Raw genomic sequence first — 24119 nt, 5'->3', positions numbered from 1 at the left:
TCGGTATACCGAACGCCATGCGGCAAGCGCTTGCGCAGTACACGCATCACCCGCACCCCGCACCCCCGTACCTCCAGAGAACGGAGACGTGTCATGGCCCAAGCCGCCGCTGTGGCCACACCGCCCAAGGTGCCCAGGCGCCGCTCCGCGAGCCCCCGCCGACTGCCGTATCTGCTGATCGCCCCCGCGGGGCTGCTGATGCTGGGCTTCATCGCCTACCCGGTGATCAGCGTCTTCTACTACAGCCTGCAGAACTACAACGTCACCAAGCCGTGGCGGAACGGCTTCGCGGGCTTCGACAACTTCACCCGGATCTTCACCGAGGACGACCAGTTCTGGACCACGCTGGGCTTCAGCGCCCAGTGGGTGGTCACCCAGGTCGCGCTCCAGCTCACCCTCGGCCTCGCGCTCGCCCTGATCGTCAACCAGAGCTTCATCGGCCGCGGCATCTCCCGCGCCATGGTCTTCTCCCCGTGGGCCGTCTCCGGCGTGCTGACCAGCACCATCTGGATCCTGCTCTACAACTCCTCGACGGGGTTCAGCCGTTACCTCGCGGACGCCGGAATCGGTGACTACGGCACCTCGGTGCTCTCCGACACCGGAACCGTCTTCTGGGCCGCGACCGTCGCCGAACTCTGGCGCGGGGTCCCCTTCTTCGCCATCCTCATCCTCGCCGACCTGCAGTCCGTCTCCAAGGAGCTGTACGAGGCGGCGTCCGTCGACGGCGCCGGGCGGCTGCGCCAGTTCTTCCACATCACCCTGCCCCATCTGCGGGACGCGATCATCCTGTCCACGCTGCTGCGCGGCGTCTGGGAGTTCAACAACGTCGACCTCCTCTACACCCTCACCGGCGGCGGACCGGCCGGCGAGACCACCACCCTGCCGCTCTACGTCGCCAACACCGGCATCGAGGGCCACGACTTCGGGTACGCCTCCGCGCTCACCACCGTCGCCTTCGTGATCCTCCTCTTCTGCTCGATCGTCTATCTGCGCCTGAGCAAGTTCGGAGGCGATCACAAGTGACCGCAGCACTGGCCGAGAAGCACGGAACCGACGCCGCACGGCCGGCCGTCCGGGACGGCTCCCCACCCGCCGCGCACCGGCGTCGCCGCAAGCCCGGCCGCGAACGCGCCTTCGACGACGTGCCGCGCTGGCAGATCTACGTACCGCTCGGCATCTACCTCGTCTTCACCCTCATCCCGTTCTACTGGATGTTCCTGTTCGCCGTGCGCCCCGCGGGCTCCACCTCGCTGGTGCCGTGGCCGATGACCGGGGAGCACTTCTCCAAGGTCTGGAACGAGCGCAGCTTCGCCGTCTTCTTCCAGAACAGCATGATCGTCGGGGTCTGCACCCTGGTCAGTACGACGCTCGTCGCGCTGGCCGGCGGCTACGCCCTCGCCCGGTTCGACTTCAAGATCAAGAACGCCTTCATGCTGGCGCTGCTCTGCTCGCAGTTCATCCCGGGCGCGCTGATGCTCGTACCGCTCTTCGAGATCTTCAAGAACCTCCAGATGATCAACTCCCTGGGGAGCGTGGTCATCGCCGAGACGGTCTTCCAGCTGCCGCTCTCCATCATCCTGATCAGCGGATTCATCAAGAACGTGCCGGCCTCCCTGGAGGAGGCGGCCTGGGTGGACGGCTGCTCGCGCTTCCGGGCCTTCTGCGTGGTGGTGCTGCCGCTGCTGCGGCCGGGCCTCATCGCGGTCGGCTCCTTCGCCTTCGTGCACAGCTGGAACCACTTCCTGTTCGCCCTGATGTTCCTCAGCGAGCAGGACAAGCAGACGATCCCGGTCGGCCTGAACACCCTCATCGGCGCGGACAGCGTCGACCTGGGCGCGCTCGCCGCGGGCGGAGTCATCGCCGCGGTCCCCGTGGTGATCGTCTTCGCCTTCATCCAGAAGTGGCTGATCACCGGCTTCAGCGCCGGCGCAGTGAAGGGGTGACGGACATGCCGTCCCTGCCCACGACCACACCCGTCCCGATCGTCCTCGCGGGCGCCCGCGGCCACGGACGCTGGCACCTCGCCAACATCCGCCGCCTCCAGCACCAGGGGCTCGTCCGGCTCGCCGGGGTCTGCGAGCTCAAGCCGCTCGACGACGGCGAACTCGGTGCCTTCGCCGGGGAACTCCCCGAGCAGTCCGCCGACTTCGGCGCACTGCTGGACTCCACCGGCGCCCGCGCCGCCGTCATCTGCACCCCGATCCAGACCCACACCGGACTGGCGCTCACCGCCGCGGCCCGCGGCGTCCACCTCCTGCTGGAGAAGCCGCCCGCGGCGACCCGAGCCGACTTCGCACGCATCCTGGCCGGGGTGCGGCACGCCGGCATCGCCTGCCAGGTGGGCTTCCAGTCCTTCGGCTCGCACGCCGTGCCCGCCATCCGCGACCTCGTGCGCACCGGCGCCATCGGCACCGTCCGGGGCTACGGGGCCGCGGGCGCCTGGGTCCGGGACGACGCCTACTACCGGCGGGCGCCCTGGGCGGGGCGGCGCCGGATCGGTGACACCGACGTCGTCGACGGCGTCCTGACCAACCCGCTCGCCCACGCCGTCGCGACCGCCCTCGAACTCGCCGGCAGCGGCACGGCCCAGGACGTCGTCGCCGTCGAGGCCGAGCTCTTCCGCGCCCACGACATCGAGGCCGACGACACCTCCTGCGTCCGCATCACCACCGCGTCCGGCGTCCCGGTCACCGCAGCCGTCACCCTCTGCGCGGAGGAGGCCGGGGAGCCCTATGTGATCGTCCACGGCGACCGCGGCCGGATCACCTTCTGGTACAAGCAGGACCGGGTCCTCGTCCAGCGCGCCGGACACGGCCCGGAGGAGGCGGTGCACGGGCGGACCGACCTCCTGGAGAACCTCGTCGACCACCTGGTGCGGGACGCGCCGCTCCTCGTACCGCCGCACCGCACCGGCGCGTTCATGGAGGTCGTCGAGGCGGTGCGCACCGCCCCCGAACCGCGCGCCCTGCCGGCCGACGCCTGGTACACCGCACCCGCGGCCGGCTCCGCCACCACCCGCCGGGTGGTGCGCGGGATCGACGGGCTCGTCGCCGCGGGCGCCGACACCCTCACGCTCTTCTCCGAACTCGGCGTCCCCTGGGCGGCGCTCCCCACCGAGGTGAGTTCATCGTGACGACCACCGCACTGCTGAGCTGCGCCGGCCGCCCGGTCGGCCGCTACACCTACCTCCCCGCCCCCGGAGGCCGCCCCTACCTCCACCCGGTCACCACCCTCGGCGGTCTCCCCGTCACCGAGGAGCACCCGGCCGACCACCTCCACCACCTGGGCACCTCCGTCGCCGTTCCGGACGTCGCCGGGCACAACTTCTGGGGCGGCCGCACCTTCGTCCGCGACCAGGGCCCCACCGCGCTCGACAACCACGGCGTCCAGCGCCACCTCGGCTGGAAGCTCCGCGACCCGGACGGATTCGTCGAGGAGCTCAGCTGGGAGGCCGGCGACACCGAACTCCTGCGGGAGCACCGCACCGTCGCCACCGCCGAACTCTCCGCCACCGCCTGGGCCCTGGACTTCTCCTTCTCGCTCACCAACCGCGGCACCTCGGACCTGTCGATCGGCAGCCCCGCCACCAACGGCCGGCCGGGTGCCGGATACGGCGGCTTCTTCTGGCGCGCCCCCAAGGAACCCGCCGCGCCCGCCGTGTTCAGCGGTCTCGGGGACGGCGAGGAGGCCGTGCACGGGCAGGTCGCGGACTGGGTGGCGATGAGCGGCGACGGCTGGACGCTGGTCTTCGCCGGGGCGACCGAGGAGACCCGCCGCGACCCGTGGTTCGTGCGGACCACCGAGTACCCGGGCGTCGGCTCGTCCCTCGCCGCCGACCGCCGGCTCCCCGTCCCCGCGGGCGCCACGGTCGTGCGCCGCGTCGTCACCGTCATCGCGGACGGCCGGCTCGACCGGGCCGCGGCCGCCGCCTACGTCCGCCGGGCGGTGACCGCGTGAGCGGCGCGGGCGACCGCCCCTGGACCGCCGACCTCGGCGACGGCACCTACCGGAACCCGGTGCTCAACGCCGACTGGTCCGATCCCGACGTGATCCGGGTCGGCGAGGACTTCTACCTCACCGCCTCCAGCTTCGGCCGGGTCCCCGGACTGCCGCTGCTGCACTCGCGCGACCTCGTCAACTGGACCCTCATCGGTCACGCCCTGGACCGGCTGGAACCGGCCGCGGACTTCGCCGTGCCCCGGCACGACCGCGGGGTGTGGGCGCCGTCGCTGCGGCACCACGCCGGACGGTTCTGGATCTTCTGGGGCGACCCCGACCACGGCATCCAGCAGATCAACGCCGAGGACGTCCGCGGCCCGTGGAGCGCGCCCCGTCTGATCAAGGCCGGCAAAGGGCTGATCGACCCCTGCCCGCTGTGGGACGAGGAGACCGGCGAGGCCTATCTGGTGCACGCCTGGGCCAAGTCCCGCTCCGGCATCAAGAACCGGCTCACCGGCCACCGGATGAGCCCCGACGGACGGGAACTCCTCGACGAGGGCAAGACCCTGGTCGACGCCGACACGATCCCCGGCTGGTTCACCCTGGAGGGCCCCAAGCTCTACCGGCGCAACGGCGAGTTCTGGATCCTCGCCCCGGCCGGCGGGGTGACCACCGGCTGGCAGGGCGCCTTCCGCTCCCGGGAGTTCTCCGGACCGTACGAGGAGCGCGTCGTCCTCGCCCAGGGCCGTACCGGGGTCAACGGACCGCACCAGGGCGCCTGGGTCACCACCGCGGCGGGCGAGGACTGGTTCCTGCACTTCCAGGAGCGCGGGGCGTACGGGCGGGTCGTCCACCTCCAGCCGATGCGCTGGGACGCCGAGGACGGCGGCTGGCCGGTCATCGGCGACCGGGGTGAACCCGTCTCCGTCCACACCAAACCGGCCACGCCCGAGCAGTCCGCCGCCGCCCCGGCCGGCGGCGACAGCTTCCCGGGCGGGCGCCACGGCCGGCAGTGGCAGTGGACCGCCAACCCGCGCCCCGGCTGGACCGTCGAACACGGCGGGGACGGGCTGCGGCTCAGCTGCGTACGGACCGCGTACGCGCACGATCTGCGGGCCCTGCCCAACGTGCTGGTCCAGCGGCTGCCCGCCGAGACGTTCACCGTCGAGACCGGGCTCGCCCTCGGCAGCGAGGTGGCGGGGGCCAAGGCCGGCCTCGCCGTGCTCGGGGACGCGTTCAGCTGGATCGGCCTGGAGCGGTCGGCGGACGGCGGGACACGGCTCGTGCACCGGTACGCCGAGTCGGCCGCCGCACACGAACGGGACGCCGAGCACAGCAGGCCGGCCCCCGACGGACGGGTCCGGCTCCGGATCGAGGTCGCCCCCGGCGCCCGCTGCCGCTTCCACGCCGACACCGGGGACGGCACCGGATTCCGGCCCTCGGGCCAGGTCTTCGCCGCCGCACCGTGGCGCTGGGTCGGTGCCCTGCTCGGACTCTTCGCCACCGCACCCGCCGGGACGGGGCCGGCCGGGACGGCCTGCTTCACCGGCTTCCGCACCACCGCCCGAACCGCCCCGGCCGGGGCGGCACCGGATCCCACCGAACCCCCCACTCATGCGCACCAACCGAGACAACCGAGAGAGAAGAGCCGATCATGAACATCTCGAAGACGCAGCGGGGGCGTGCCGCGGCCGCCGTCTCCCTGGCCGCGGTGCTCGCACTGACCGCGACCGCCTGCGGTGACGACGGAAGCGACAGCGGCACCGAGGGCAGCGGCAAGGGCGAGATCACCTTCTGGGACAACAACGGCGGCCCGCGCACCGCCGTGTGGACCGAGATCATCAAGGACTTCGAGAAGAAGTACCCGGACATCAAGGTCAAGTACGTGCCGATCCCGATCGCGGACGTGCAGTCCAAGTACGACACGGCCATCGCCGGCGGCGGACTGCCGGACGTCGGCGGAGTCGGCACCGCCTACCTCGCCAACATGGTGTCGCAGGAGGCCCTGGACCCGCTCAACGACCGGATCAAGGACTCCTCGCTCAACGGCAAGCTCGTCGAGGGCATGGTCGCGAGCGTCAAGGACGCGGGCGGCCGGGGCGACGACATGTACTCCGTGCCGACCTCCGCGAACAACGGGGCGCTCTGGTACCGCACCGACCTGTTCAAGGCCGCGGGCCTCGAAGCGCCCACCACCTGGGCCAGCTTCTACACGGCGGCCGAGAAGCTCACCGCCGCCAAGGACAACAAGTTCGGCTACACCATCCGCGGCGGCGCCGGCTCCATCGCCCAGGCGATCGACGCGGCGTACGGCCAGTCCGGCATCACGGAGTTCTGGAGCGGCGACAAGACGACCCTCAACGACCCGAAGAACGTCGCCGCGCTGGAGAAGTACGCGGCGCTGTACAAGAAGACGACGCCCGCCGCCGACGTCAACAACGACTTCACCAAGATGGTCGCCCAGTGGGACACCGGCACCATCGGCATGCTGAGCCACAACCTCGGCTCCTACCAGGACCACCTGAAGGCCCTGGGCAAGGAGAAGTTCGCCGGCATACCGAACCCGGTCGGTGACGGCGGCACGCGCGTCCAGGTCTCCAACCCGGTCGACGGCCTCGGCCTCTTCCGGTCGAGCAAGAACAAGACGGCCGCCTGGAAGTTCATCGAGTTCGCCGCCTCGCACGCCTCCAACAGCAAGTGGAACGAGTCCGCGGGCGCCATCCCGGCCAACACCGAGGCCGCCAAGGACCCGTGGATCAGCGCCACCGAGCCGACCGAACTCGCCGCGAAGGCCCTCACCGACGGCTCCACCAAGATCGTGCAGCTGCCGTACTACCTGCCGGACTGGAACAACATCAGCAAGGCGGACAACGAGCCTGAGTTCCAGAAGCTGCTGCTCGGCAAGGTCACGGCCAAGGCCTTCCTGGACAAGATCGCCGACGAGCTGAACAAGGCCCAGAAGGAGTGGAAGGAGCTCGGCAACGGCTGATCCGGCCTCCAGCCAGGCCGGTACCCCGGTGACAGGGGCCGGTGGCGGCCCGGGTTCCGTCCCGCCGCCGGTCCTCTCCTCCGTGCACTCCGTACCGCCGTACGTGTCCGCACGTACGCCCCGTTGCGCATCCATGAGAGAGGCAGCTTCACCGTGTCACTCACCCGCAGGCAGACCGTGGCGGCCATCGCCGCGCTGCCCCTCGCACTCGCCGCCACCCCCGCCGCCGCACACGGCCCGGGCGGCCGCCCCCGTACCGTGCACATCGCCGGCGATTCGACCGCCGCGCAGAAGTACGCCGACGCGGCGCCCGAGACCGGCTGGGGGATGGCCCTGCCGTTCTTTCTCGGCCGGACCCTGGACGTCGCCAACCACGCGATGAACGGCCGCAGTTCGAAGAGCTTCATCGACGAGGGGCTGCTCGCCGCCCTGCTGCCGGAGGTCCGTGACGGCGACCTCCTGCTGATCCAGTTCGGGCACAACGACGAGAAGACCGAGGACCCGGCCCGCGGCACCGACCCCTACACCACCTATCAGGACCATCTGCGCCAGTACGTGCGCGCCGCACGGGCCCGCCGGGCGCTGCCGGTCCTGCTCACCCCGGTGGAGCGCCGCCGCTTCGCCGCCGACGGCACGGCGAGGCCCAGTCACGGCGAGTACCCGGCCGCGATGCGCGCGCTGGCCGCCGAGGAGCGCGTGCCCCTGCTCGACCTCCAGGCCCTCACCCTCGCCCGCTGGCAGGAGCTCGGCCCCGACGGCACCCAGGCGTACTTCAACTGGCTGGAGCCGGGGCAGTCGCCCAACTACCCCGACGGGCAGCAGGACAACACGCACTTCCAGCCCCGCGGCGCCGTCGAGGCCGCGCGGCTCGTCGCCCGCGCCCTGGTGGCCGGGAAGGTGCTCGCCCCGCGCGACGTACGGCGCACCGATTCCGCGATCCCGCTCGAATGGATCACCTGGCCGCAGGCCTGACCCCGGCCGTCCCTGTTCTCCTCACCTCACTCCACCGCTTCCTCCTCACCACCGAAGGATCCGTCATGCCCGCACGCATCTGTCATGCTCGTGCCATTGCGCTGGTGATGGGCTGTGCCTCCCTGGCGCTCGCCGTCTCCGTCCCCGCCCAGGCCACCGGACACCACCAGGGCCCCGGCCGCGGTGCCGAGCGCGCCGTCCTCGCCAAGGGCGACGGCTGGGCCTCCGCCGAGGGCTCCACCACCGGCGGCGCCGCCGCCACCCCCGACCACGTCTACACCGTGACCAACCGGGCCGAACTCATCGCCGCCTTCGAGGACGCGGGCGACGCACCGAAGATCATCAGGATCGACGGCACCGTCCACGGGAACTCCGACGCCGCGGGCACCCCGATCGGCTGCGAGGAGTACGAGACCGACGGCTACACCCTGGACAAGTACCTCGCCGCCTACGACCCGGCGACCTGGGGCCGCGAGGAGGTTCCGTCCGGGCCCCTGGAGGACGCCCGCCTCGCCTCCGCCAAGCTGCAGAAGGCCGCGGTGAACGTCTACGTCCCGTCCAACACCACGATCATCGGGGTCGGGAAGGACGCGACGGTCATCGGCGCCAGCATCCAGATCCAGAACGTCTCCAACGTCATCGTCCGGAACATCTCGTTCGAGGACACCTACGACTGCTTCCCCCAGTGGGACCCCACCGACGGCGAGACCGGGCACTGGAACTCCGAGTACGACAACCTCGTCGTCTACGGCTCCGACCACGTCTGGGTCGACCACAACACCTTCAGCGACGGCGACCGCCCCGACGCCGGCCAGCCGCTCTACTTCAACGAGCGCTACCAGCAGCACGACGGGCTGTTCGACATCGTCAAGGGCGCCGACCTGGTCACCGCCTCGTGGAACGTCCTCAAGGACCACGACAAGACGATGCTCATCGGCAACAGCGACGGCGCCGGGGCGAGCGACCGCGGCAAGCTGCGCGTCACGCTGCACCACAACCTCTTCAAGGACGTCAACGAGCGCGCCCCCCGGGTCCGCTTCGGCCAGGTCGACTCCTACAACAACCACTTCGTCGCCACCAAGGGCAGCGTCTACGGCTACACGTACGGCATAGGCGCCGAGTCCCAGCTGGTCGCCGAGCACAACGCGTTCACCCTCGGCGGCGAGTTCGACAAGGCGACGATCCTCAAGAAGTGGTCCGAGTCCTCGCTCACCGCCGCGGACAACTACGTCAACGGCCGCCGCACGGACCTCGTCGCCGTCCACAACGCGGGCGTCCCCGCGGAGCAGCTCACCACCGGCGCCGGCTGGACGCCGACCCTGCGCACCAAGGTCGACCACCCGCTGCTCGTGCCCCTGCTCGTCGGCCTCAAGGCCGGCGCCGGCCGGATCCCCGGCGCCTGACCGCCGGCCGTCCCGTGTCCGGCGGCCTCCCCGCCGGTGCCGCTGCGCACCGGCGGGGAGGCCGCGCGCCCCGTCGAGCCCTCCGCGTAAGGAAGTACCGCCCATGCCCAGCAGACGCAGTGCCCTGACCCTGCTCGCCGGCGGCAGCGCCGCCCTCGTCCTCGGAGCGGCCCCCGCCGCCCGCGCCCGGCCCGGCACCCACCGCCCCTTCGGCCGCCACGGCTCACCGGCCCGCCGCCTCGACGCCGCGACCCTGTACGTCGACGCCCGCGGCAGGGGCGACCACAGAAGCGTCCAGGCCGCCGTGGACGCCGCGACCGGCACCGGCCGCACCCTGGTGATCGCCCCCGGCACCTACCGCGAGACCGTCGACATCCCGGCCGACCGCACCGGCCTCACCCTCATCGGCGCGAGCGACGACCCGCACGACACCGTCATCGTGTACGCCAACGCCAACGGCACACCCAGGCCCGACGGTTCGGGGACGTACGGCACCAGCGGATCCGCCACCGTCACCGCCCGGCCCGCCGGACTCACCGCCCGCGGCCTGACCTTCGCCAACGACTGGCTGCGCGCCGACCACCCCGACTACACCGGCACCCAGGCCGTCGCCATCAAGGTGACGGGCGACCGTTCGGCCTTCTACGGCTGCCGCTTCCTGGGCCACCAGGACACCCTGTACGCCGACTCGCCCGCCCTCACCGAATTCGCCCGCCAGTACTACCGCGACTGTTACGTCGAAGGGGACGTCGACTTCGTCTTCGGCCGCGCCACGGCCGTCCTGGACCGGTGCCACTTCCGCACCCTGACCCGCACCGACCTGGCGGCCCCGCCGTACGGCTTCGTCTTCGCGCCCAGCACCGCGGGAGCCAACCCGCACGGCTATCTGGTGCGGCACTCCCGCATCACCACCACCGCCCCCGACGGGTACTTCAAGCTGGCCCGTCCCTGGGTGCCGTCGTCCGACCTCACCGCACACCCGATGCTGACCGTGCGCGACAGCCGGCTCGGCGCCGGGATCGACACGGACGAGCCCTACGGGACCATGTCCGCCGGCTTCCCCTGGCAGGACCAGCGGTTCGCCGAGTACCGCAACACGGGTCCCGGCGCCCGCGTCACGGTCCCCGCGAACCGCCCGCTGCTGACCGCGTCCGAGGCACGCCTGCACACCCCGGCCTCCTGGTTCGGCGACTGGCGTCCCCGCGCGTGAGGCGCGGCCACCACGCGAGGGGCGCCCCGCCGGTCCCGTCCGGCGGGGCGCCCCTGGCTGTCGGGCCGCCGCTCAGTCGTAACTGACGTCCGAGCTGCTGTACTTGCAGTACGTGCCGTCGGGACCGCTGCCCGTCTCCGTCGGCTCGTCCCCGTCGTCGTTGCCCGTGTAGCGGACGCACGGCTTGATCTTCTTGCTGCTGTCGCCGTGGATGCGGACGGACTTCAGCGTCGCGGTGTCGCCGTAGTTGGTGTTGATCCCGACCAGGGCCTTGCCGGGCGCCGTCACATCGACGTCGCTGACCGCGATCGTGCGCTTGTACTGCTTGGAGCAGTTGCCGCACGAGCGGACGAGCTTGCCGAAGTCCGACACCTGGAACCCGCTGATGGTCAGCGTGCCCGCCCCGTTGAACTGGAAGACCTTGTCCTCGGCCTTCCGGGCGCCGCCGCCGGTCACCTTGTACGTGGCGCCGGACGAGGTGCCCTTGAAGGACGCCGCGTCCTCGCCGACGTCCTCCCACCAGACGTTCTGGAGGGTGCAGCTGCCCTTGCAGTGGATGCCGTCGGCGGCCGGCGAGCCCACGACGACGTTCTTCAGGACGGCTCCGTCGGCCAGCTCGAAGATCGGGTCCTGGCCCTCGTCCTGGCCGCCGTCGCCCAGATCCCCGCTTCCGTAGAAGCGCTTCAGTCCGCCGTCGTACGTCCCCGAGACCTTGATGGTCGCCGAGACGGCCTGCGAACCCGAAGGGGTCGGCCAGGCGGCTGCCGCGGCGGCCGCGGGGGCGGCGCCGGCGGACTGGACCAGGAGCCCGGTGGTGAGCGCGGCGCCGGTGAGCGCCAGCGCGGTCGTCGAAGCGGTGAGCATGCGGCGGCGGCCGGTGCGCCGGGCGTGGCTGCCGTGCGGTGCGGCTCGTTTCATCATGTCGGTGTCCCGTTCCTCGGTGGTGGGGGGAGCGTTGCGCTCTCTGGTCGCCACCGCGGGGGACAAGGGTTGCCGGGTTCCGCGCTTCTTTTTTCCGGCGCGGGTCAGTGACCGGAGCCGAAGCGGTCGCCCACCGAGGCCCGTTCACCGGAGACGCGGACCGCGTGCGCGGTCAGGTAGTCGCCCGTCGCGTCCCGGCCGCCCTCCGCGTGGTTGTACTGCCCGGCGAACGTGTACGTCCCCGCCGGCACCGTCCGTCCCGGCTTCAGCGCCCAGCGGTAGACGAGATAGCCGCCGCCCTCGGTCGCCGACACGGTGAAGTCCTCCTCCGGCAGCGAACGCCAGGAACCGGTGCTGTTCACCCCGCCGGTGAGGGCGATCCGCAGCTCGACCGTGAGCGAGGACAACGGCTCGTCCGTCCGCAGCGTCACATTGCTCTGCGCCCAGTACGCGTTGCTGTGCGGATCGACCACGCCGTCCGTCCACAGCGGGCCGTCCGCGGTGCGCAGCGAGCCGGGCGGCGCGGGCGGTGAACCGGCGGCGGCGGGGGAGGAGGGGTGGGCCGGGGAGGACGGCGCGGCCGCCAACCGCTCCCCGCGCGGTCCGCCGTCGCCCGCGGAGGTGACGGCGAACGCGCCGAGCGCCAGCACCCCGCAGACCGCGGCCGTCGCCCCCGCCACGCGCAGCCACGGCGTCGCGGCACGCGGCGGGCGCACGACGCCCCGGGCCGGCGGACGGGCCCCGGCCATGCCGCGCCCGACCCGGGCCAGCATCCGCTCCCGGTCGGGGCGGTGCGCCTCGGCGGCCTCCCGCAGCCGCCCCGGCAGCTCCTCATTCTTCACTGACTTCCTCCGCTGCGCTGCGCCGCGACGGCCACCCGCACATGCGCGGCGGGCGTGTCGGGACCCAGCAGCCGCTGCAGTTCCGCGACGGCACGCGAGGTCTGGCTCTTCACCGTACCCACCGAGATCCCGAGCACCAGCGAGGTGTCCCGCTCCGAGAGGTCGAAAGCATGCCGCAGCACCACACAGGCCCGCTTGCGGAACGGCAGCCTGCGCAGCGCCCCCTGGACATCGACCACCGCCGAGACGTCCGGATCGTCGACCGCGTCCCCGCCGCCGCGCGGCGCCCAGAACAGGGCGATCCGGCGGCGCTCCCGCACCGCGCTGCGAATCCGGCTCCGCGCCAGGTTGGCGACCACACCGCGCGCGTACGCCACCGGATGGTCGGCGTCGCGGACCCGGTCCCAGCGGTGCCAGAGCGCCAGCAGGGCGTCGGCCGCCAGATCGTCCGCGGCATCGGCCTCACCGGTCAGCAGGTGCGCCAGCCGGGCGAGTTCGGCGTAGTGCGCCTCGAAGAACGCGTGGAACTCGGCGGCAGCGGCATCGGTGTCGCCGGCTTCGACGGGCTGGCCCACAGCTACCTCATCCCTGCGCTCGAATCCCGGTGCACGCGTCGTCCCGACTGTGTACGTTCCCATCCGCCGCCCGATGGGGCGGGCGGGGCGAGAGCGTACCAGCGCTCCACGGAAGCGCTTCGACACGGGTGCGTATCCAAGTAAGGCGTAACACGGCCAAAACGTGAAGGGCCCGGGACACGGCGAACGCCCCGGCACCCCGAAAAGGGGGTGCCGGGGCGTTCGCGTCCCGCCGGTCACCGCTGCAGCGCGGCCTTCATCATCTTCTGGGCGATCGGGGCCGCGAGGCCGTTGCCGCTGACCTCCGAGGCCGACGAACCCGAGTCCTCCACGATCACGGCGACGGCGACCTCCTGGCCGCTGGAGTCGTCCTTCGCGTACGAGGTGAACCACGCGTACGGGGTGTTGCTGTTGTCCACACCGTTCTCCGCGGTGCCCGTCTTGCCACCGACCTCGGCGCCGGCGATCCGGGCGTTGGTGCCGGTGCCGTCCTCCACGACGGTCACCATCGCGCTGCGCAGCTGCTTCGCCGTGGACGAGGACACGATCCGTGTCATGTCGCCGTCCTCGAAGTCCTCCAGTGTGCCGCCCTCGGCGTCCGTCACCTTGGAGACCATGTGCGGTGCCGCCAGCTCGCCGTCGTTGGCGAGGGCCGCCGAGACCATCGCGATCTGCATCGGCGTCGCGGTGACCTCGAACTGGCCGATGCCCGTCAGCGCGGTCTGCGCCTTGTCCATCCCGGTCGGGTAGATGCTCTTCGACGCCCGGACCGGCACATCGAGCTTCTCGGTGTTGAAGCCGAACTTCTCCGCCATCGCCCGCACCTTGTCCTGGCCGAGATCGGCGGCGACCTTGCCGAAGACGTTGTTGCAGGAGTACTGGAGCGCCACCCGCAGCGTGGCGTTCTCGCAGGGTGCGGAGGCGCTCTCGTTCTTCAGGGGGGTGCTGGTGCCGGGCAGTGTGTACGGCATCGGGCTCCTGGTCGGCTCGTCGACCGAGCCGTACAGCCCGTCCTCCAGCGCGGCCGACGCCACCACCAGCTTGAACGTCGAACCCGGCGCCAGCGGCTGCCGCAGCGCCCGGTTGACCAGCGGCTTGTCCGGATCGGCGAGCAGTTTCTTCCAGGCGTCGCCGTCCGTCGTCCCGCTGATGTCCGAGGGGTCGTACGACGGAGAGGAGACCATGCCGAGGATCTGCCCGCTCTTCGGGTCGATCGCGACGGCCGCGCCCTTGTCGTCCCCGAGCGCGTCGGCCGCCGCCTTCTGGACGGCCGGGTCGATCGTCGTGAGCACACTGCCGGGTGCGTTCTGCTTGCCGGTCAGCGCGTTCAGCGGGTTCTTGAGCCGGTCGTCGGTGCCGTCCAGCACATGGCTGTAGATCCCCTCCAGCTGCGTCGAGCCGTAGGCCTGGGAGCTGTAGCCGGTGACGGCCGAGTAGAGGTCGCCGTCCTTGTAGCTGCGCTTGTACGCGAGATCGCTGCCCTCCGTCCTCTTCGATCCGGTGACCGGGGAGCCGGCCACGATGATGTCCCCGAGCGGCTGCGCGTACTGCGCGATGGTGTTCCGCCGGTTGTGGTCGTCGTCTGCGAGCGCCCGGGCCTGGTACGCCTGCACCCAGGTCGCCCGCCCCAGAAGGGCGAGGACCAGCAGCAGGGAGAAGACCGAGGCGCGCCTGATCGTCTTGTTCATCCCGCTGGAGGGACGAGCGGGACGCCGCGCTCCGTTCCCGGTTGTGCCGCTTCTCACCCATTCCTCATCGAGGCCGGCCGGGCCGCCGGGGTCACCCCGGGGTGATGAATCCCGACTCGTACGCGGCGATGACCGCCTGGGTCCGGTCGCGGGTGCCGGTCTTCGCCAGCACGCCCGCCACATGGCTCTTCGCCGTCGCCGGGCCCACCCGCAGCCGGGCGGCGATCTCCGCGTTGGTGAGCCCGGCCGCCATCAGCCGCAGCACGTCCGCCTCCCGGTCGGTGAGCCTGGCCGCCCAGCGCGGCGCGGCGGACGGCTGCCGCTTCCCGTACTCGGCCGCCAGACCCCGCACCGCCGCGGGGAAGAGCAGCGAGTCGCTGCGGGCGACCAGGCGCACCGCCTGCACCAGGTCCTCGGCCGCCGCCCGCTTCAGCAGGAAACCCGCAGCCCCGGCCCGCAGGGCCTCGTACACGTACGCGTCGTTCTCGAAGGTGGTGACGACGACGACGCGGGGCGCCGGGTCGAGCGTGGCCAGGATCTGTTCGGTGGCGCGGATCCCGTCGGTCTCCGGCATCCGCACGTCCATCAGCACCACGTCGGGGCGCAGCGCGCGCACCACGGAGACGGCCTCGGCGCCGGTCGCCGCCTCGCCCACGACCTCCAGTCCCTCCTCCGCGTCCAGGATCACCCGCAGGGCGGTGCGGACCATGCGTTCGTCGTCGGCGAGGACGATCCGGACCGTTGTGCTCATCGCTGCTCCTGTGCGGGGGTGTGCAGGGGGACGAGGGCGGTCAGCCGCCAGTGGCCCTCGTGTTCTCCGGCCTCGGTACGGCCGCCGAGCAGGACCGCCCGTTCGGCGATGCCGCGCAGCCCGCGGCCGCCGCCGGGACGCACCACCGGCGGCCGCCCGGTCAGCGGGCTGGTCATGACGATCTCCAGTTCCGTGGCGCGGACCGTGATCCGCAGCCGCACCGGCTTTCCGCGCCCGCCGTGCCGCAGCGCGTTGCTCAGCCCCTCCTGCACGATCCGGTACGCCTCGCGCGACACCGCCGCGGGGACGGCGCCCGGATCGCCCTCGGTGGTGCGGGAGACGGGCAGCCCGCAGTGCGCCAGCAGTCCGTCCAGCGCGTCGAGCCCCGGCCCCGACGCCGTGTCCGGTGTCCCGTCGTCCTTGCGCAGCAGGCCCAGGACGGTGTCGAGTTCGCCGACCGTGCGCCGCGTCGTCTCCTCGATCGCGGTCAGCGCGGCCCGGACGAACTCCGGGTCGCTGTCCAGCACCCGGCGGGCGGCGCCGGCCTGGAGGGTGACGGCGCTCAGCGCGTGGCCGACCGAGTCGTGCAGTTCCCGGGCCAGCCGGTTGCGGACCGCGAGGCCGGCCGCGCGGCGTTCGGCGGCGGCCAGCCGGTCGTCGGGCGTCGGGCCGAGCAGCGCCGGCGCCCGGTCCGCCAGCAGCGCCCCGGCCGCCGCCGCGCAGCAGGCCAGCGCCACCAGCATCGCGATCCCGGCGAGCGGCGCCAGGGCGATCACCCAGGTCCGGTCCAGCGCCTCGGGCAGGCCCCGCACCGGCGAGTCCCGCACGGCCGTGAGGAGCGGCAGCCCGATGACCCCCACCGCGAACGGGGTCAGAGCCAGCGTCATGCCGCTGATGATGCCGCCGAGCATGACGTGCAGGGTGAACCAGGCGGCCGAGCGGACCCGGGCCTGCCGGGTCCTGGCCGGCCCGTCGGCGAGCTGCCGGTCCGGCGGCAGGCCGCACAGGGCGCGGGCGACGGCCGCCGAGAGCGGCCGGGCGAGCGGGAGGAGCGCGGTGACCGCGGCCATCGGCAGGGCGAAGGCGAACGCGGTCAGCTGGCTGACCGGTGAGGTGAAGACGTCGGCGTCCGGGCTGGACGCGCCGACGATGACCGTGCCGACGAGGAAGTACGGCATCAGCAGGGCGCCGCCGATGATCAGGTGCAGCCAGCGCAGCCGGGCCCGCCGCCCGATGAGCGGGGTCACGTCCGGTGGCCGGGGCGCGGCCGGGTCCGCGCCGCGCGCTCCACCAGGAAGTAGGCGCCCAGGGTCATCACCAGCGTCCCGACCAGCATCTGCACAGCGTAGACGAGCACCATGGCGGCGGTGGGCCGGTCGGCGAGGTCGTCGACGTTGCCCAGCGAGGCGATGCTCATCCAGCCGCCCCAGCAGGCCGTCGTTCCGGAGCCGCCCCAGGCCAGGGCGAGCGGCAGCCGCAGCGGCAGCGCGGAGTCGCGGCGGAAGGCGAGGAGCAGGGCTCCGGCGACGGCGGCGACGACGAAGAGGACGTAGACGGCGTCGAGGACCTGGGTCCCGCTGGTGCGGTCCTCGATCCAGCCCTCGCAGAGGCCGGTGGTCGACCCGGCGGCCCAGAGCAGGTGCAGGGTGCCGGGGACCAGGGCGGTCAGCGAGGCGGCGACGGCGGCGGCCCGCAGCGCGGGAGCGGTGGGGCTGTCCGGGAGTTCGCGCAGTGTGCCCTGCCAGAGGTGGCCCCAGCGGTCCCTTGCGTACAGCGCGAACAGGGTGCCGAGGGCCAGGCCCTGGATGATGAAGCCGGTGTAGACGACGCCGAAGACCCACTCGTCCAGGAAGGGGCGGCTAGCCTCGCCCTTGTTCGCGGCCGTCCCGCCGAGGGCCTGGACCAGCAGTTGGAGCGGGTAGCCGGTCATGATCGGCAGCAGCAGTCCGGTCGCCACCCACATCGGCAGGACGAGCAGCCAGGCGGGTACGCGCCGGCCCCAGGGCCGGGTGAGCAGCAGGGCGATGACCACGACCGCGCTGTCCATCAGGACCGACGCACCGTTCGCGACGGCCATCGTGGTGCGGTGGTCGAGGAGTGTGCTGCCGGACGGAATCCCCACGTGACTGCCGCAGATCCAGGCGGCCTTGAGGACGATGTAGGGCAGGCAGGCGACGATCGCGACGGTGCGGAGCACGGCGCGGAGACGGTGGGCCGCCGGTGCGGGAGCCGGCGCGAGCGGTGTCTGTGTCATGACACCCACGCTTCCGCGCGGCCGCTCCCGGCACGTCATGCCGGGCGACGATCCGTCTCCGCCGCGCGGCGGAGACGGATCGCCGAGGAGACCTCAGACGAGTTCGGGCTGCAGCTCCGGCCGGCGCACCGGCGCCGCCTTCGGTTCCCACTGCCTGGTGGTCCGCACGTACCCGTAGACCACCGAGGCCGTCGCGAGCATGAGCAGCGGGCCGGACAGCCACGGGTGGTCGCCCAGTTGGGTCGGCAGATAGCGGGTGGCCACCAGGATCGCGGCGAAGACCGTGGTGCCGTAGGCGACCAGCCGGGTCGCGGACCGGTCCCAGCCGCGTTCGAGCGAGCGCAGGGCCGTCTCGATCGTGACGGTGAAGATCACGCCGGTGATGATGTCGATGCCGTAGTGGTAGCCGAAGCCCAGTGTCGCGGCGAGCGTGGCGACCAGCCAGAACGCGCCCGCGAACCGCAGGTACCAGGGGCCCTTGCGGGAGTGGATGAAGATCGTGGTGGCCCAGGCCGTGTGCAGGCTGGGCATGCAGTTGCGCGGGGTGATGCCGTCGAACGGCATGTGCTGCGGAACGCCGTGCGGCGGCATCGTGTCGGGCCAGATGTTGGCCATGGCCCACTGCCCGCCGTCCGCGCCGTAGGCGAAGACCGGTCCGACGACCGGGAAGATCATGTAGATGGCCGGTCCGAGGAGGCCTATCACCAGGAAGGTGCGCACCAGGTGGTGGGACGGGAAGCGGCGCTCGTCCGCCACGTTGCGCAGCTGGTAGAGCGCGACGACGACCGCGGCCACCGCGAGCTGGGTGTAGACGGAGTTGAGGAAGTGCTCGCCGAACGATCCGGTCGCCCGGACCATCCGGCCCACCAGCCACGAGGGGTTGCCCAGCGCGTGGTCGGCGGTCGCCACGTACTGGTCGAGCACCAGCGGGCGGGTCTTCGAGGTGATGAGCAGCCAGGTGTCACCGGTCTTGCGGCCGGTCACCAGCAGCAGGCCCAGTCCGACGCCCTTGAGCAGCAGGACGCGTTCGCGACCGGTGCGGCGTGTGACGGCGATCACCGCGCACCCCAGGATCACCCACAGCGCGCCGTTCCCGAAGGGATGGCCCTGGGTCACCGGGGCGTCGGCCACCCAGCGCACCAGCAGGATCACGAGGTCGATGCCGATCGCGGTCCCCACCGCGATGAACCGCTGCCGCCAGGTGAGCACCACCAGCATCAGCCCCATGCTGGCGTACAGCAGGAACCCCGAGGCGGGGGCGAATATCACCTCGCGCGCCTGGCTGGCGATGGGTCCCGGCAGACCGTAGTGGCGTGCGGCGAATTCCAGGGCGACGAGGAATCCGATGCCCACCACCGCCGCCGCGGCCCACAGCGCCGCTTGCGGCCGACGCCATGAGGTGAACGCATTTCGGCTGGTTATTCGCGAAAACACCCGCGATGCTATAGGTATCAAGTGTTTGGCCGATTTGTTAGTTGTGGTCGGATAGGTCGCACTTGGCGTCGGACCGTACGTTTTTCCGGTGCGGAGCGGGCGATGAGGGCGGTCGCCCATGAATTCGAGCATGTTATCGGAGCGGTCCGCGGGGGCCCTGGTCACGGGCGGTACGAGGGCGGACCGGGGCGGAGCCCGACAGTCCGGATCGGCCGTCCGGACAAGCGAGTCGGGGCCGCCGGGGCCCGTCGGCGCAGGGCGGACCCGTGAGCGACGACACACGCCGCGCGGTCCCGCCGCTTCAGGGGTGACCGGCGCGCGCCGCCTCAGGGGCGGCCGCCGGGGCCCTCGCCGGTGAAGGCGGACGCGGGGACCGGCTCGGGGCCGGACATCCGGACGGAGAACAGCGGCAGGCCGCTCTCCCGCGCCTCGCGCAGACCCGCTTCCAGGGTCAGAGCCTCCGGGTCGCGAGGGTCAGCCGGTCGCGCGCGTCGAACAGGGCGTCCTTGACCATCTGTTCGTGCGCGGGGGTCAGCCGGGCGACCGGCACCGAGCAGCTGATGGCGTCACGGGCCGGGGTGCGGTACGGGACGGCGACGCCGAAGCAGCGCAGCCCCAGCGTGTTCTCCTCGCGGTCCACGGCGTAGCCCTGCTCGCGGATCAGGTGCAGCTCCTCGATGAGCTTCTCCCGGTCCGTCAGGGTGTGTTCGGTGAGCGCGGGCAGCGTCTCGGGCAGCATCTTGCGCACCTGCTCGTCGCTGTGGGTGGCCAGCAGGGCCTTGCCGAGCGAGGTCGAGTGCGCGGGCAGCCGGCGGCCGACGCGGGTGAAGGGGCGCAGGTAGTGCTGGGACTGCCGGGTGGCGAGGTACACCACGTTCGTCCCGTCGAGACGGGCGAGGTGGATGGTCTCCGTGGTGTCGTCGGAGAGCCGGTCCAGGGTGGGGCGGGCCGCCGCGACCACCTCGTCGCCGTCGATGTACGAGGTGCCGACCAGCAGCGCCCGCACCCCGATCCCGTACCGGGTCCCGGTCGCGTCCGTCTCCACCCAGCCCAGCTCGACCAGGGTGCGCAGCAGCATGTAGAGGCTGGACTTGGGGTATCCGACCGCTTCCTGCACCGCGGCGAGCGAGTGCATGCCCGGCCGCCCGGCGAAGTACTCCAGCAGCTCCACCGTCCGTACCGCGGACTTGACCTGTGCCCCACCAGACTCGGCAACCGACATCGCCCTACGCCCCTTCCAGCCCACTTACGAAACCCTGCGACTTCTTGCCAACACCGAACGCCCGGAAATAGAGTCGCTTCATATTCACGATCAGGAACTCTGTTCAGAATACCGAACAACTTCTGATGTGTGGCAGTGGAGCGGAAGGAAACACGGTGGCAGCAGCACCAGTCTGGAGCGTCGACCCCCGCACCGGGAACCCGCGTGAGCAGGTTGCGGTGGAGGCTACAGCGGAGGAGGTCGACCGCGTGGTCCGGGCCGCTCACGCCGTACGCGGCTCCCTCGCCGACCGCACCGTGCGCGCCGCGTTCCTGCGCACCGCGGCCGATCTGCTCACCGAGGCCGGCGAACACGTCATCGAGGCCGCCGACGCCGAGACGGCGCTCGGCCCGGCCCGGCTGACCGGCGAACTCGCCCGCACCGCGGCCCAGCTGCGGGCCTTCGCCGAGGTCGTCGACGAGGGCGCGTACCTCGACATCCACATCGACCACGCGGACGCCACCCGCACCCCGCCGTGGCCCGACCTGCGGCGCTACAAGATCCCGCTCGGCGTCGTCGCCGTCTACGCGGCCAGCAACTTCCCGCTCGCCTTCTCCGTACCCGGCGGCGACACCGCGAGCGCCCTCGCGGCAGGCTGCCCGGTCGTCGTCAAGGCCCACCCCGACCACCCCGCGACCTCCGAACTGTGCGCCTCCGTGCTGCGCAGGGCCGCGGCGCAGCACGGACTGCCCGAGGACGTCGTCACCCTGGTGCACGGCTTCGAGGCGGGCGTCGAACTGGTCAGGCACCCCCTCGTCGGCGCCGCCGGCTTCACCGGCTCGGTGCGCGGCGGCCGCGCCCTGTTCGACGCGGCGGCGGCCCGGCCCGCCCCCATCCCGTTCCACGGCGAACTCGGCTCCCTCAACCCCGTCGTCGTCACCGAGGCGGCCGCCGCCGAGCGCGGCGAGCAGATCGGTGCGGGCCTCGCGGGCTCGATGACCATGGGCGCGGGCCAGTTCTGCACCAAGCCCGGCTTCGTCCTCGCCCCCGCGGGCGAGACCGGCGACCGGCTCCTGAAGTCCCTCACCGAAGCGGTCAGCGACACCGAGGCCGGGGTGCTCCTCGACCACCGGATGCGCGACGCCTTCCTCGCGGGGGTGCGCGAGCGCGCCGGACTTCCCGAAGTGGAAGCCCCGGTCACCCCCGGAGCGGGCAGCGAACACACGGTCGCGGCCGGCTTCCTGACCGTGCCGGCCCGGCTGCTCACCACCGAGGGCGCGCACGACGCGCTCCTGGAGGAGTGCTTCGGCCCGGTCACCGTCGTCGCCCGCTACACCTCCGAGGACGAGATCGCCGCGGTGCTGTCCCGGCTCCCCGGCAACCTCACCGCCACCCTCCAGATCGCCACCGAGGAGGCCGACGGCAGCGCCGCAGGACTCCTGGCCGCGCTCACCCCGCTGGCCGGCCGCGTCCTGGTCAACGGCTGGCCGACCGGTGTCGCCGTCGCCCCCGCCCAGCACCACGGGGGCCCCTACCCGGCCACCACCTCCACCTCCACCTCGGTCGGCGCCACCGCGATCGAGCGCTGGCTGCGCCCGGTCAGCTACCAGACGGTCCCCGAGGCGCTGCTTCCGCCGGAACTCCGCGAGGACAACCCCCAGAACCTGCCCCGCCGCGTGGACGGACACCCCGCATGACCCTGCACCTGCCCGAACTCCCCTTCGGCCTGGAGCCGTTCGGACCCGCGACGGACTGGGCCTACGAGGCCGGCGTCCTCACCGGCCGCGCGGGCGCCCGCCAGGACCGGTTCGTCCCGCCGGGCGGCGAGAGCCTCGACTCCGTCAGCGACGCGCCCCGGCTGCTCGGTGCCGCGCCCGAGGGCGACTTCCAGCTGATCGCCCGGGTCAAGGTCGCCTTCGCCGGTGCCTTCGACGCGGGGGTGCTCTACCTCCACGTCGGCGACCGCGAATGGGCCAAGATCTGCCTGGAGCTCTCCCCGGACCGGCCCACTATCTGCACCGTCGTCACCCGCGGCCACTCCGACGACGTCAACTCCTTCGTCGTGGACGGCGACACCTACTGGCTGCGCCTGAGCCGCACCGGCAACGCCTTCGCCTGCCACGCCTCACCCGACGGCGAGAAGTGGACCTTCGTCCGCGTCTTCGCCCTGGGAGACCGGGAGCGGGCGGCCGCCGCGTCCATCGGCTTCCTGGCGCAGTCGCCCACGGGCGAGGGCTGCGAGGTCACCTTCGACCGGATCGCGTACCGCCCGACGGGCATCGCCGACCTCCGCGACGGCAGCTGACCGGGCGCACAGCCGCGCACCCGCACGCCGGGGGTGCCCCCGCCTTCCGCGACAGGAAGGCGGGGGCATCGTCTATTCGATCTTCGCGGTGATGGTCCGGACGAACTCGGGGAGCACATCGTCCCGCCACACGAAGGGCGCCGGGGCCGGCTTGCCCTTGAAGGTCACGGTGGTCTGCCCGCCCACGGTGAACAGCAGCGGGCCCTTGCGGCAGTTCCAACTGCCTTCGGCGAGACCCGTGATGACGCAGCGGTCCGCGCCCTGCGCGCCCTGGTTGGTGCCGGTTCCCGGCACGAGGCGGTCGGCGTAGCGCACGATCAGTTCCGGGTCGGCCACGGCATCGATGCGGACCCAGAACTGGGTGGCGCTGTAGGTCTCGCCGGGAAGCCGCATGCTGTAGAGGCACTGGCCGGACCCGGCCCTGTCACTCGCCTTCCACGTGGAGTCCGCGGCGAAGTCCTTGACCGACGAGGAACTGATCGCGCGGCTCTCGTGCTCGATGTCCTTGACGCCGGGGAAGATGGCCTCGATCTCCTCCTGGTTCACGAACGAGCACGCGTCCGGCCACCGGTTCGCGTCCAGGACCGCCCCGTCCCCGATCTCGGGAAGGGCGATGGTCCCGTCCCGGGGAGCGGCCTCGCCTATCGCGACCTCGTCGTCGGAGAAGGCGTCGGAGCTGATCAGGAACGCCAGCAGGACGGCATTCGAGAGCAGCAGGACGCCCACCAGGGCGCGCACCATGACTCTGTTCTTCGGCATGGCGGCTGATTGTCCTGGAGGAGCGAGCCGGTTGTCGATCGCGTTCCCGTCTGTTCCGGCCCTCGGCGTCGCTCGTGCGCCGCCGCCCGTGAGACCCTGCCGTCGGCCGGCTGCCGAACCATTGGGGGAGAAACACGTCATGGCTGTGCATCTGATCGGGGGCGGCTGGGACGAGGACGTCGCACCGCTCGTCTACGGGCCGTTCCTCGCCGAGGCGGGGCACGAGGGCGCGGTGGGGTGTCTGCTGGTCGACGAGGGGGACGGCGCGGAGCAGTTCGCCCGCTACGACGCCGTGTTGCGCGGGGTGGCGCCGCGGTGCAGGCCGGTGCCGCTGTTCGTGCCGGTGGGCGGGGTGTTCGCGCCCGAGGCGCTCGCCGGTCTGGACGGGCTGCTGGTCGGCGGCGGTCTCACGCCCGCCTACCAGGACGCGCTCGGACCGGTGGCGGCCGCCGTGGGGCGGGCGCTGGACGTGCGCCCACTGCCGTACGCGGGCTTCTCCGCCGGCGCCGTCGTCGCCGCACGACGGGCGCTGGTCGGCGGGTGGCTGGACCGCGGTGTTCCGGTGTGCCCCGACGACGCCGCCGAGGACATCGAGGAGATCGAGGTCCGCGACGGCCTCGGGCTCGTCCCGTACACCGTCGACGTGCACGCCGCCCAGTGGGGGACGCTCGCCCGCCTGGTCGCAGCCGTTGCCCGCGGTGACGCGGATTCCGGGGTCGCCCTGGACGAGAACACGCTGCTGACCGTGGGGGGCGACGGCCGTGCGGTGGTGGCCGGGGCCGGGCAGGTGCATCTCGTACGGGGCGCGGAGCCGGCCGGTTCCGTCACCGTGCGGGCCTTCCGGGCCGGGGACGTGCTCACCGCCTGAGGGGGCCG

General features: G+C 72.3%; 22 protein-coding genes. 12 read left to right on the top strand and 10 right to left on the bottom strand.

The window, feature by feature from the left end:
• Positions 1–93 precede the first annotated feature (93 nt).
• The 9 genes from OG408_RS09645 to OG408_RS09605 all read left to right on the top strand — a co-directional run bounded on the left by OG408_RS09645 (position 94) and on the right by OG408_RS09605 (position 10513).
• A complete protein-coding gene (locus OG408_RS09645; protein ID WP_266777318.1) occupies positions 94–1023 on the top strand; it encodes a carbohydrate ABC transporter permease in 930 nt (309 codons plus the stop codon).
• Positions 1020–1943, top strand: coding sequence for a carbohydrate ABC transporter permease (locus OG408_RS09640; protein ID WP_326669361.1), 924 nt, complete (start codon positions 1020–1022; stop codon positions 1941–1943). The genes OG408_RS09645 and OG408_RS09640 overlap by 4 nt, the downstream gene beginning before the upstream one ends.
• A gap of 5 nt (positions 1944–1948) precedes the next feature.
• A complete protein-coding gene (locus OG408_RS09635; protein ID WP_266777314.1) occupies positions 1949–3133 on the top strand; it encodes a Gfo/Idh/MocA family protein in 1185 nt (394 codons plus the stop codon).
• On the top strand, positions 3130–3957 hold the full coding sequence (locus tag OG408_RS09630) for a PmoA family protein (RefSeq protein ID WP_266777312.1): 828 nt from the start codon (positions 3130–3132) through the stop codon (positions 3955–3957). The genes OG408_RS09635 and OG408_RS09630 overlap by 4 nt, the downstream gene beginning before the upstream one ends.
• Complete coding sequence (locus OG408_RS09625) at positions 3954–5597, top strand: glycoside hydrolase family 43 protein (protein ID WP_326669359.1); 1644 nt, start codon at positions 3954–3956, stop codon at positions 5595–5597. Before OG408_RS09630 ends, OG408_RS09625 begins: the two co-directional genes overlap by 4 nt.
• The gene (locus OG408_RS09620) at positions 5594–6928 is read left to right on the top strand and encodes an ABC transporter substrate-binding protein (protein WP_266777308.1); all 1335 of its coding nucleotides are present in this window, start codon (positions 5594–5596) and stop codon (positions 6926–6928) included. Before OG408_RS09625 ends, OG408_RS09620 begins: the two co-directional genes overlap by 4 nt.
• Before the next feature lie 153 nt (positions 6929–7081).
• Complete coding sequence (locus tag OG408_RS09615; RefSeq protein ID WP_266777306.1) at positions 7082–7900, top strand: rhamnogalacturonan acetylesterase; 819 nt, start codon at positions 7082–7084, stop codon at positions 7898–7900.
• A 65-nt stretch (positions 7901–7965) separates the two neighbouring features.
• Positions 7966–9303 (top strand): pectate lyase family protein, encoded by a 1338-nt coding sequence (locus OG408_RS09610; RefSeq protein ID WP_266777304.1) that lies wholly within the window; start codon positions 7966–7968, stop codon positions 9301–9303.
• Between the two features lie 103 nt (positions 9304–9406).
• Positions 9407–10513 carry a pectinesterase family protein gene (locus OG408_RS09605; RefSeq protein ID WP_266777302.1) on the top strand — a complete coding sequence of 369 codons (1107 nt, stop codon included), beginning with the start codon at positions 9407–9409 and terminating at the stop codon, positions 10511–10513.
• A 72-nt stretch (positions 10514–10585) separates the two neighbouring features.
• On the opposite strand, the gene OG408_RS09600 is transcribed toward OG408_RS09605, so the two are convergent.
• From OG408_RS09600 to OG408_RS09560, 9 genes are all read right to left on the bottom strand, one after another.
• The gene (locus tag OG408_RS09600; protein ID WP_266777300.1) at positions 10586–11434 is read right to left on the bottom strand and encodes a pectate lyase; all 849 of its coding nucleotides are present in this window, start codon (positions 11432–11434) and stop codon (positions 10586–10588) included.
• A 104-nt stretch (positions 11435–11538) separates the two neighbouring features.
• Positions 11539–12276 (bottom strand): hypothetical protein, encoded by a 738-nt coding sequence (locus OG408_RS09595; protein WP_266777298.1) that lies wholly within the window; start codon positions 12274–12276, stop codon positions 11539–11541.
• Positions 12273–12851 carry a SigE family RNA polymerase sigma factor gene (locus OG408_RS09590; protein WP_266777296.1) on the bottom strand — a complete coding sequence of 193 codons (579 nt, stop codon included), beginning with the start codon at positions 12849–12851 and terminating at the stop codon, positions 12273–12275. Before OG408_RS09590 ends, OG408_RS09595 begins: the two co-directional genes overlap by 4 nt.
• Positions 12852–13087: 236 nt before the next feature.
• Entirely contained in the window at positions 13088–14539 is a 1452-nt protein-coding gene (locus tag OG408_RS09585; RefSeq protein WP_326669353.1) for a peptidoglycan D,D-transpeptidase FtsI family protein, read from the bottom strand.
• Between the two features lie 91 nt (positions 14540–14630).
• Positions 14631–15290, bottom strand: coding sequence for a response regulator transcription factor (locus tag OG408_RS09580; protein ID WP_266777292.1), 660 nt, complete (start codon positions 15288–15290; stop codon positions 14631–14633).
• On the bottom strand, positions 15287–16537 hold the full coding sequence (locus tag OG408_RS09575) for a sensor histidine kinase (protein WP_285573989.1): 1251 nt from the start codon (positions 16535–16537) through the stop codon (positions 15287–15289). The genes OG408_RS09580 and OG408_RS09575 overlap by 4 nt, the downstream gene beginning before the upstream one ends.
• Entirely contained in the window at positions 16534–17544 is a 1011-nt protein-coding gene (locus tag OG408_RS09570; RefSeq protein WP_326669349.1) for a hypothetical protein, read from the bottom strand. The genes OG408_RS09575 and OG408_RS09570 overlap by 4 nt, the downstream gene beginning before the upstream one ends.
• 93 nt (positions 17545–17637) lie before the next feature.
• Positions 17638–18900, bottom strand: a complete 1263-nt coding sequence (locus OG408_RS09565; RefSeq protein WP_266786062.1) for a phosphatase PAP2 family protein — start codon at positions 18898–18900, stop codon at positions 17638–17640.
• Between the two features lie 529 nt (positions 18901–19429).
• Entirely contained in the window at positions 19430–20200 is a 771-nt protein-coding gene (locus tag OG408_RS09560) for an IclR family transcriptional regulator (protein ID WP_219569419.1), read from the bottom strand.
• Positions 20201–20355: 155 nt separating this feature from the next.
• On the opposite strand from OG408_RS09560, the gene OG408_RS09555 reads away from it, so the two are divergent.
• Both OG408_RS09555 and OG408_RS09550 read left to right on the top strand, forming a co-directional pair.
• Complete coding sequence (locus OG408_RS09555; protein WP_266777283.1) at positions 20356–21876, top strand: aldehyde dehydrogenase (NADP(+)); 1521 nt, start codon at positions 20356–20358, stop codon at positions 21874–21876.
• Complete coding sequence (locus OG408_RS09550) at positions 21873–22484, top strand: DUF1349 domain-containing protein (RefSeq protein ID WP_266777281.1); 612 nt, start codon at positions 21873–21875, stop codon at positions 22482–22484. The genes OG408_RS09555 and OG408_RS09550 overlap by 4 nt, the downstream gene beginning before the upstream one ends.
• 72 nt (positions 22485–22556) lie before the next feature.
• Here OG408_RS09550 and OG408_RS09545 read toward each other — a convergent pair whose 3' ends face one another.
• Positions 22557–23243 (bottom strand): hypothetical protein, encoded by a 687-nt coding sequence (locus OG408_RS09545; protein ID WP_266777279.1) that lies wholly within the window; start codon positions 23241–23243, stop codon positions 22557–22559.
• A gap of 139 nt (positions 23244–23382) precedes the next feature.
• Between OG408_RS09545 and OG408_RS09540 the strand changes: the two genes are divergently transcribed.
• The gene (locus OG408_RS09540; RefSeq protein ID WP_266777277.1) at positions 23383–24111 is read left to right on the top strand and encodes a hypothetical protein; all 729 of its coding nucleotides are present in this window, start codon (positions 23383–23385) and stop codon (positions 24109–24111) included.
• The last annotated feature ends 8 nt before the right edge of the window (positions 24112–24119 follow it).

Origin of the sequence: Streptomyces sp. NBC_01257 (assembly GCF_035917255.1) — a bacterium.
Taxonomy (GTDB): domain Bacteria; phylum Actinomycetota; class Actinomycetes; order Streptomycetales; family Streptomycetaceae; genus Streptomyces.
The sequence above is the reverse complement of the archived record's forward strand: the minus strand, read 5'-3'. Positions and strand labels throughout refer to the sequence as shown.

Excerpts from the sequence above, each read along its gene's own strand:
- OG408_RS09645 (WP_266777318.1), top strand. The coding sequence starts at position 94 with ATGGCCCAAGCCGCCGCTGTGGCCACACCGCCCAAGGTGCCCAGGCGC.
- OG408_RS09635 (WP_266777314.1), top strand. The coding sequence starts at position 1,949 with ATGCCGTCCCTGCCCACGACCACACCCGTCCCGATCGTCCTCGCGGGC.
- OG408_RS09620 (WP_266777308.1), top strand. The coding sequence starts at position 5,594 with ATGAACATCTCGAAGACGCAGCGGGGGCGTGCCGCGGCCGCCGTCTCC.
- OG408_RS09610 (WP_266777304.1), top strand. The coding sequence starts at position 7,966 with ATGCCCGCACGCATCTGTCATGCTCGTGCCATTGCGCTGGTGATGGGC.
- OG408_RS09605 (WP_266777302.1), top strand. The coding sequence starts at position 9,407 with ATGCCCAGCAGACGCAGTGCCCTGACCCTGCTCGCCGGCGGCAGCGCC.
- OG408_RS09600 (WP_266777300.1), bottom strand. The coding sequence starts at position 11,434 with ATGATGAAACGAGCCGCACCGCACGGCAGCCACGCCCGGCGCACCGGC.
- OG408_RS09585 (WP_326669353.1), bottom strand. The coding sequence starts at position 14,539 with ATGAACAAGACGATCAGGCGCGCCTCGGTCTTCTCCCTGCTGCTGGTC.
- OG408_RS09580 (WP_266777292.1), bottom strand. The coding sequence starts at position 15,290 with ATGAGCACAACGGTCCGGATCGTCCTCGCCGACGACGAACGCATGGTC.
- OG408_RS09570 (WP_326669349.1), bottom strand. The coding sequence starts at position 17,544 with ATGACACAGACACCGCTCGCGCCGGCTCCCGCACCGGCGGCCCACCGT.
- OG408_RS09560 (WP_219569419.1), bottom strand. The coding sequence starts at position 20,200 with ATGTCGGTTGCCGAGTCTGGTGGGGCACAGGTCAAGTCCGCGGTACGG.
- OG408_RS09550 (WP_266777281.1), top strand. The coding sequence starts at position 21,873 with ATGACCCTGCACCTGCCCGAACTCCCCTTCGGCCTGGAGCCGTTCGGA.
- OG408_RS09545 (WP_266777279.1), bottom strand. The coding sequence starts at position 23,243 with ATGCCGAAGAACAGAGTCATGGTGCGCGCCCTGGTGGGCGTCCTGCTG.
- OG408_RS09540 (WP_266777277.1), top strand. The coding sequence starts at position 23,383 with ATGGCTGTGCATCTGATCGGGGGCGGCTGGGACGAGGACGTCGCACCG.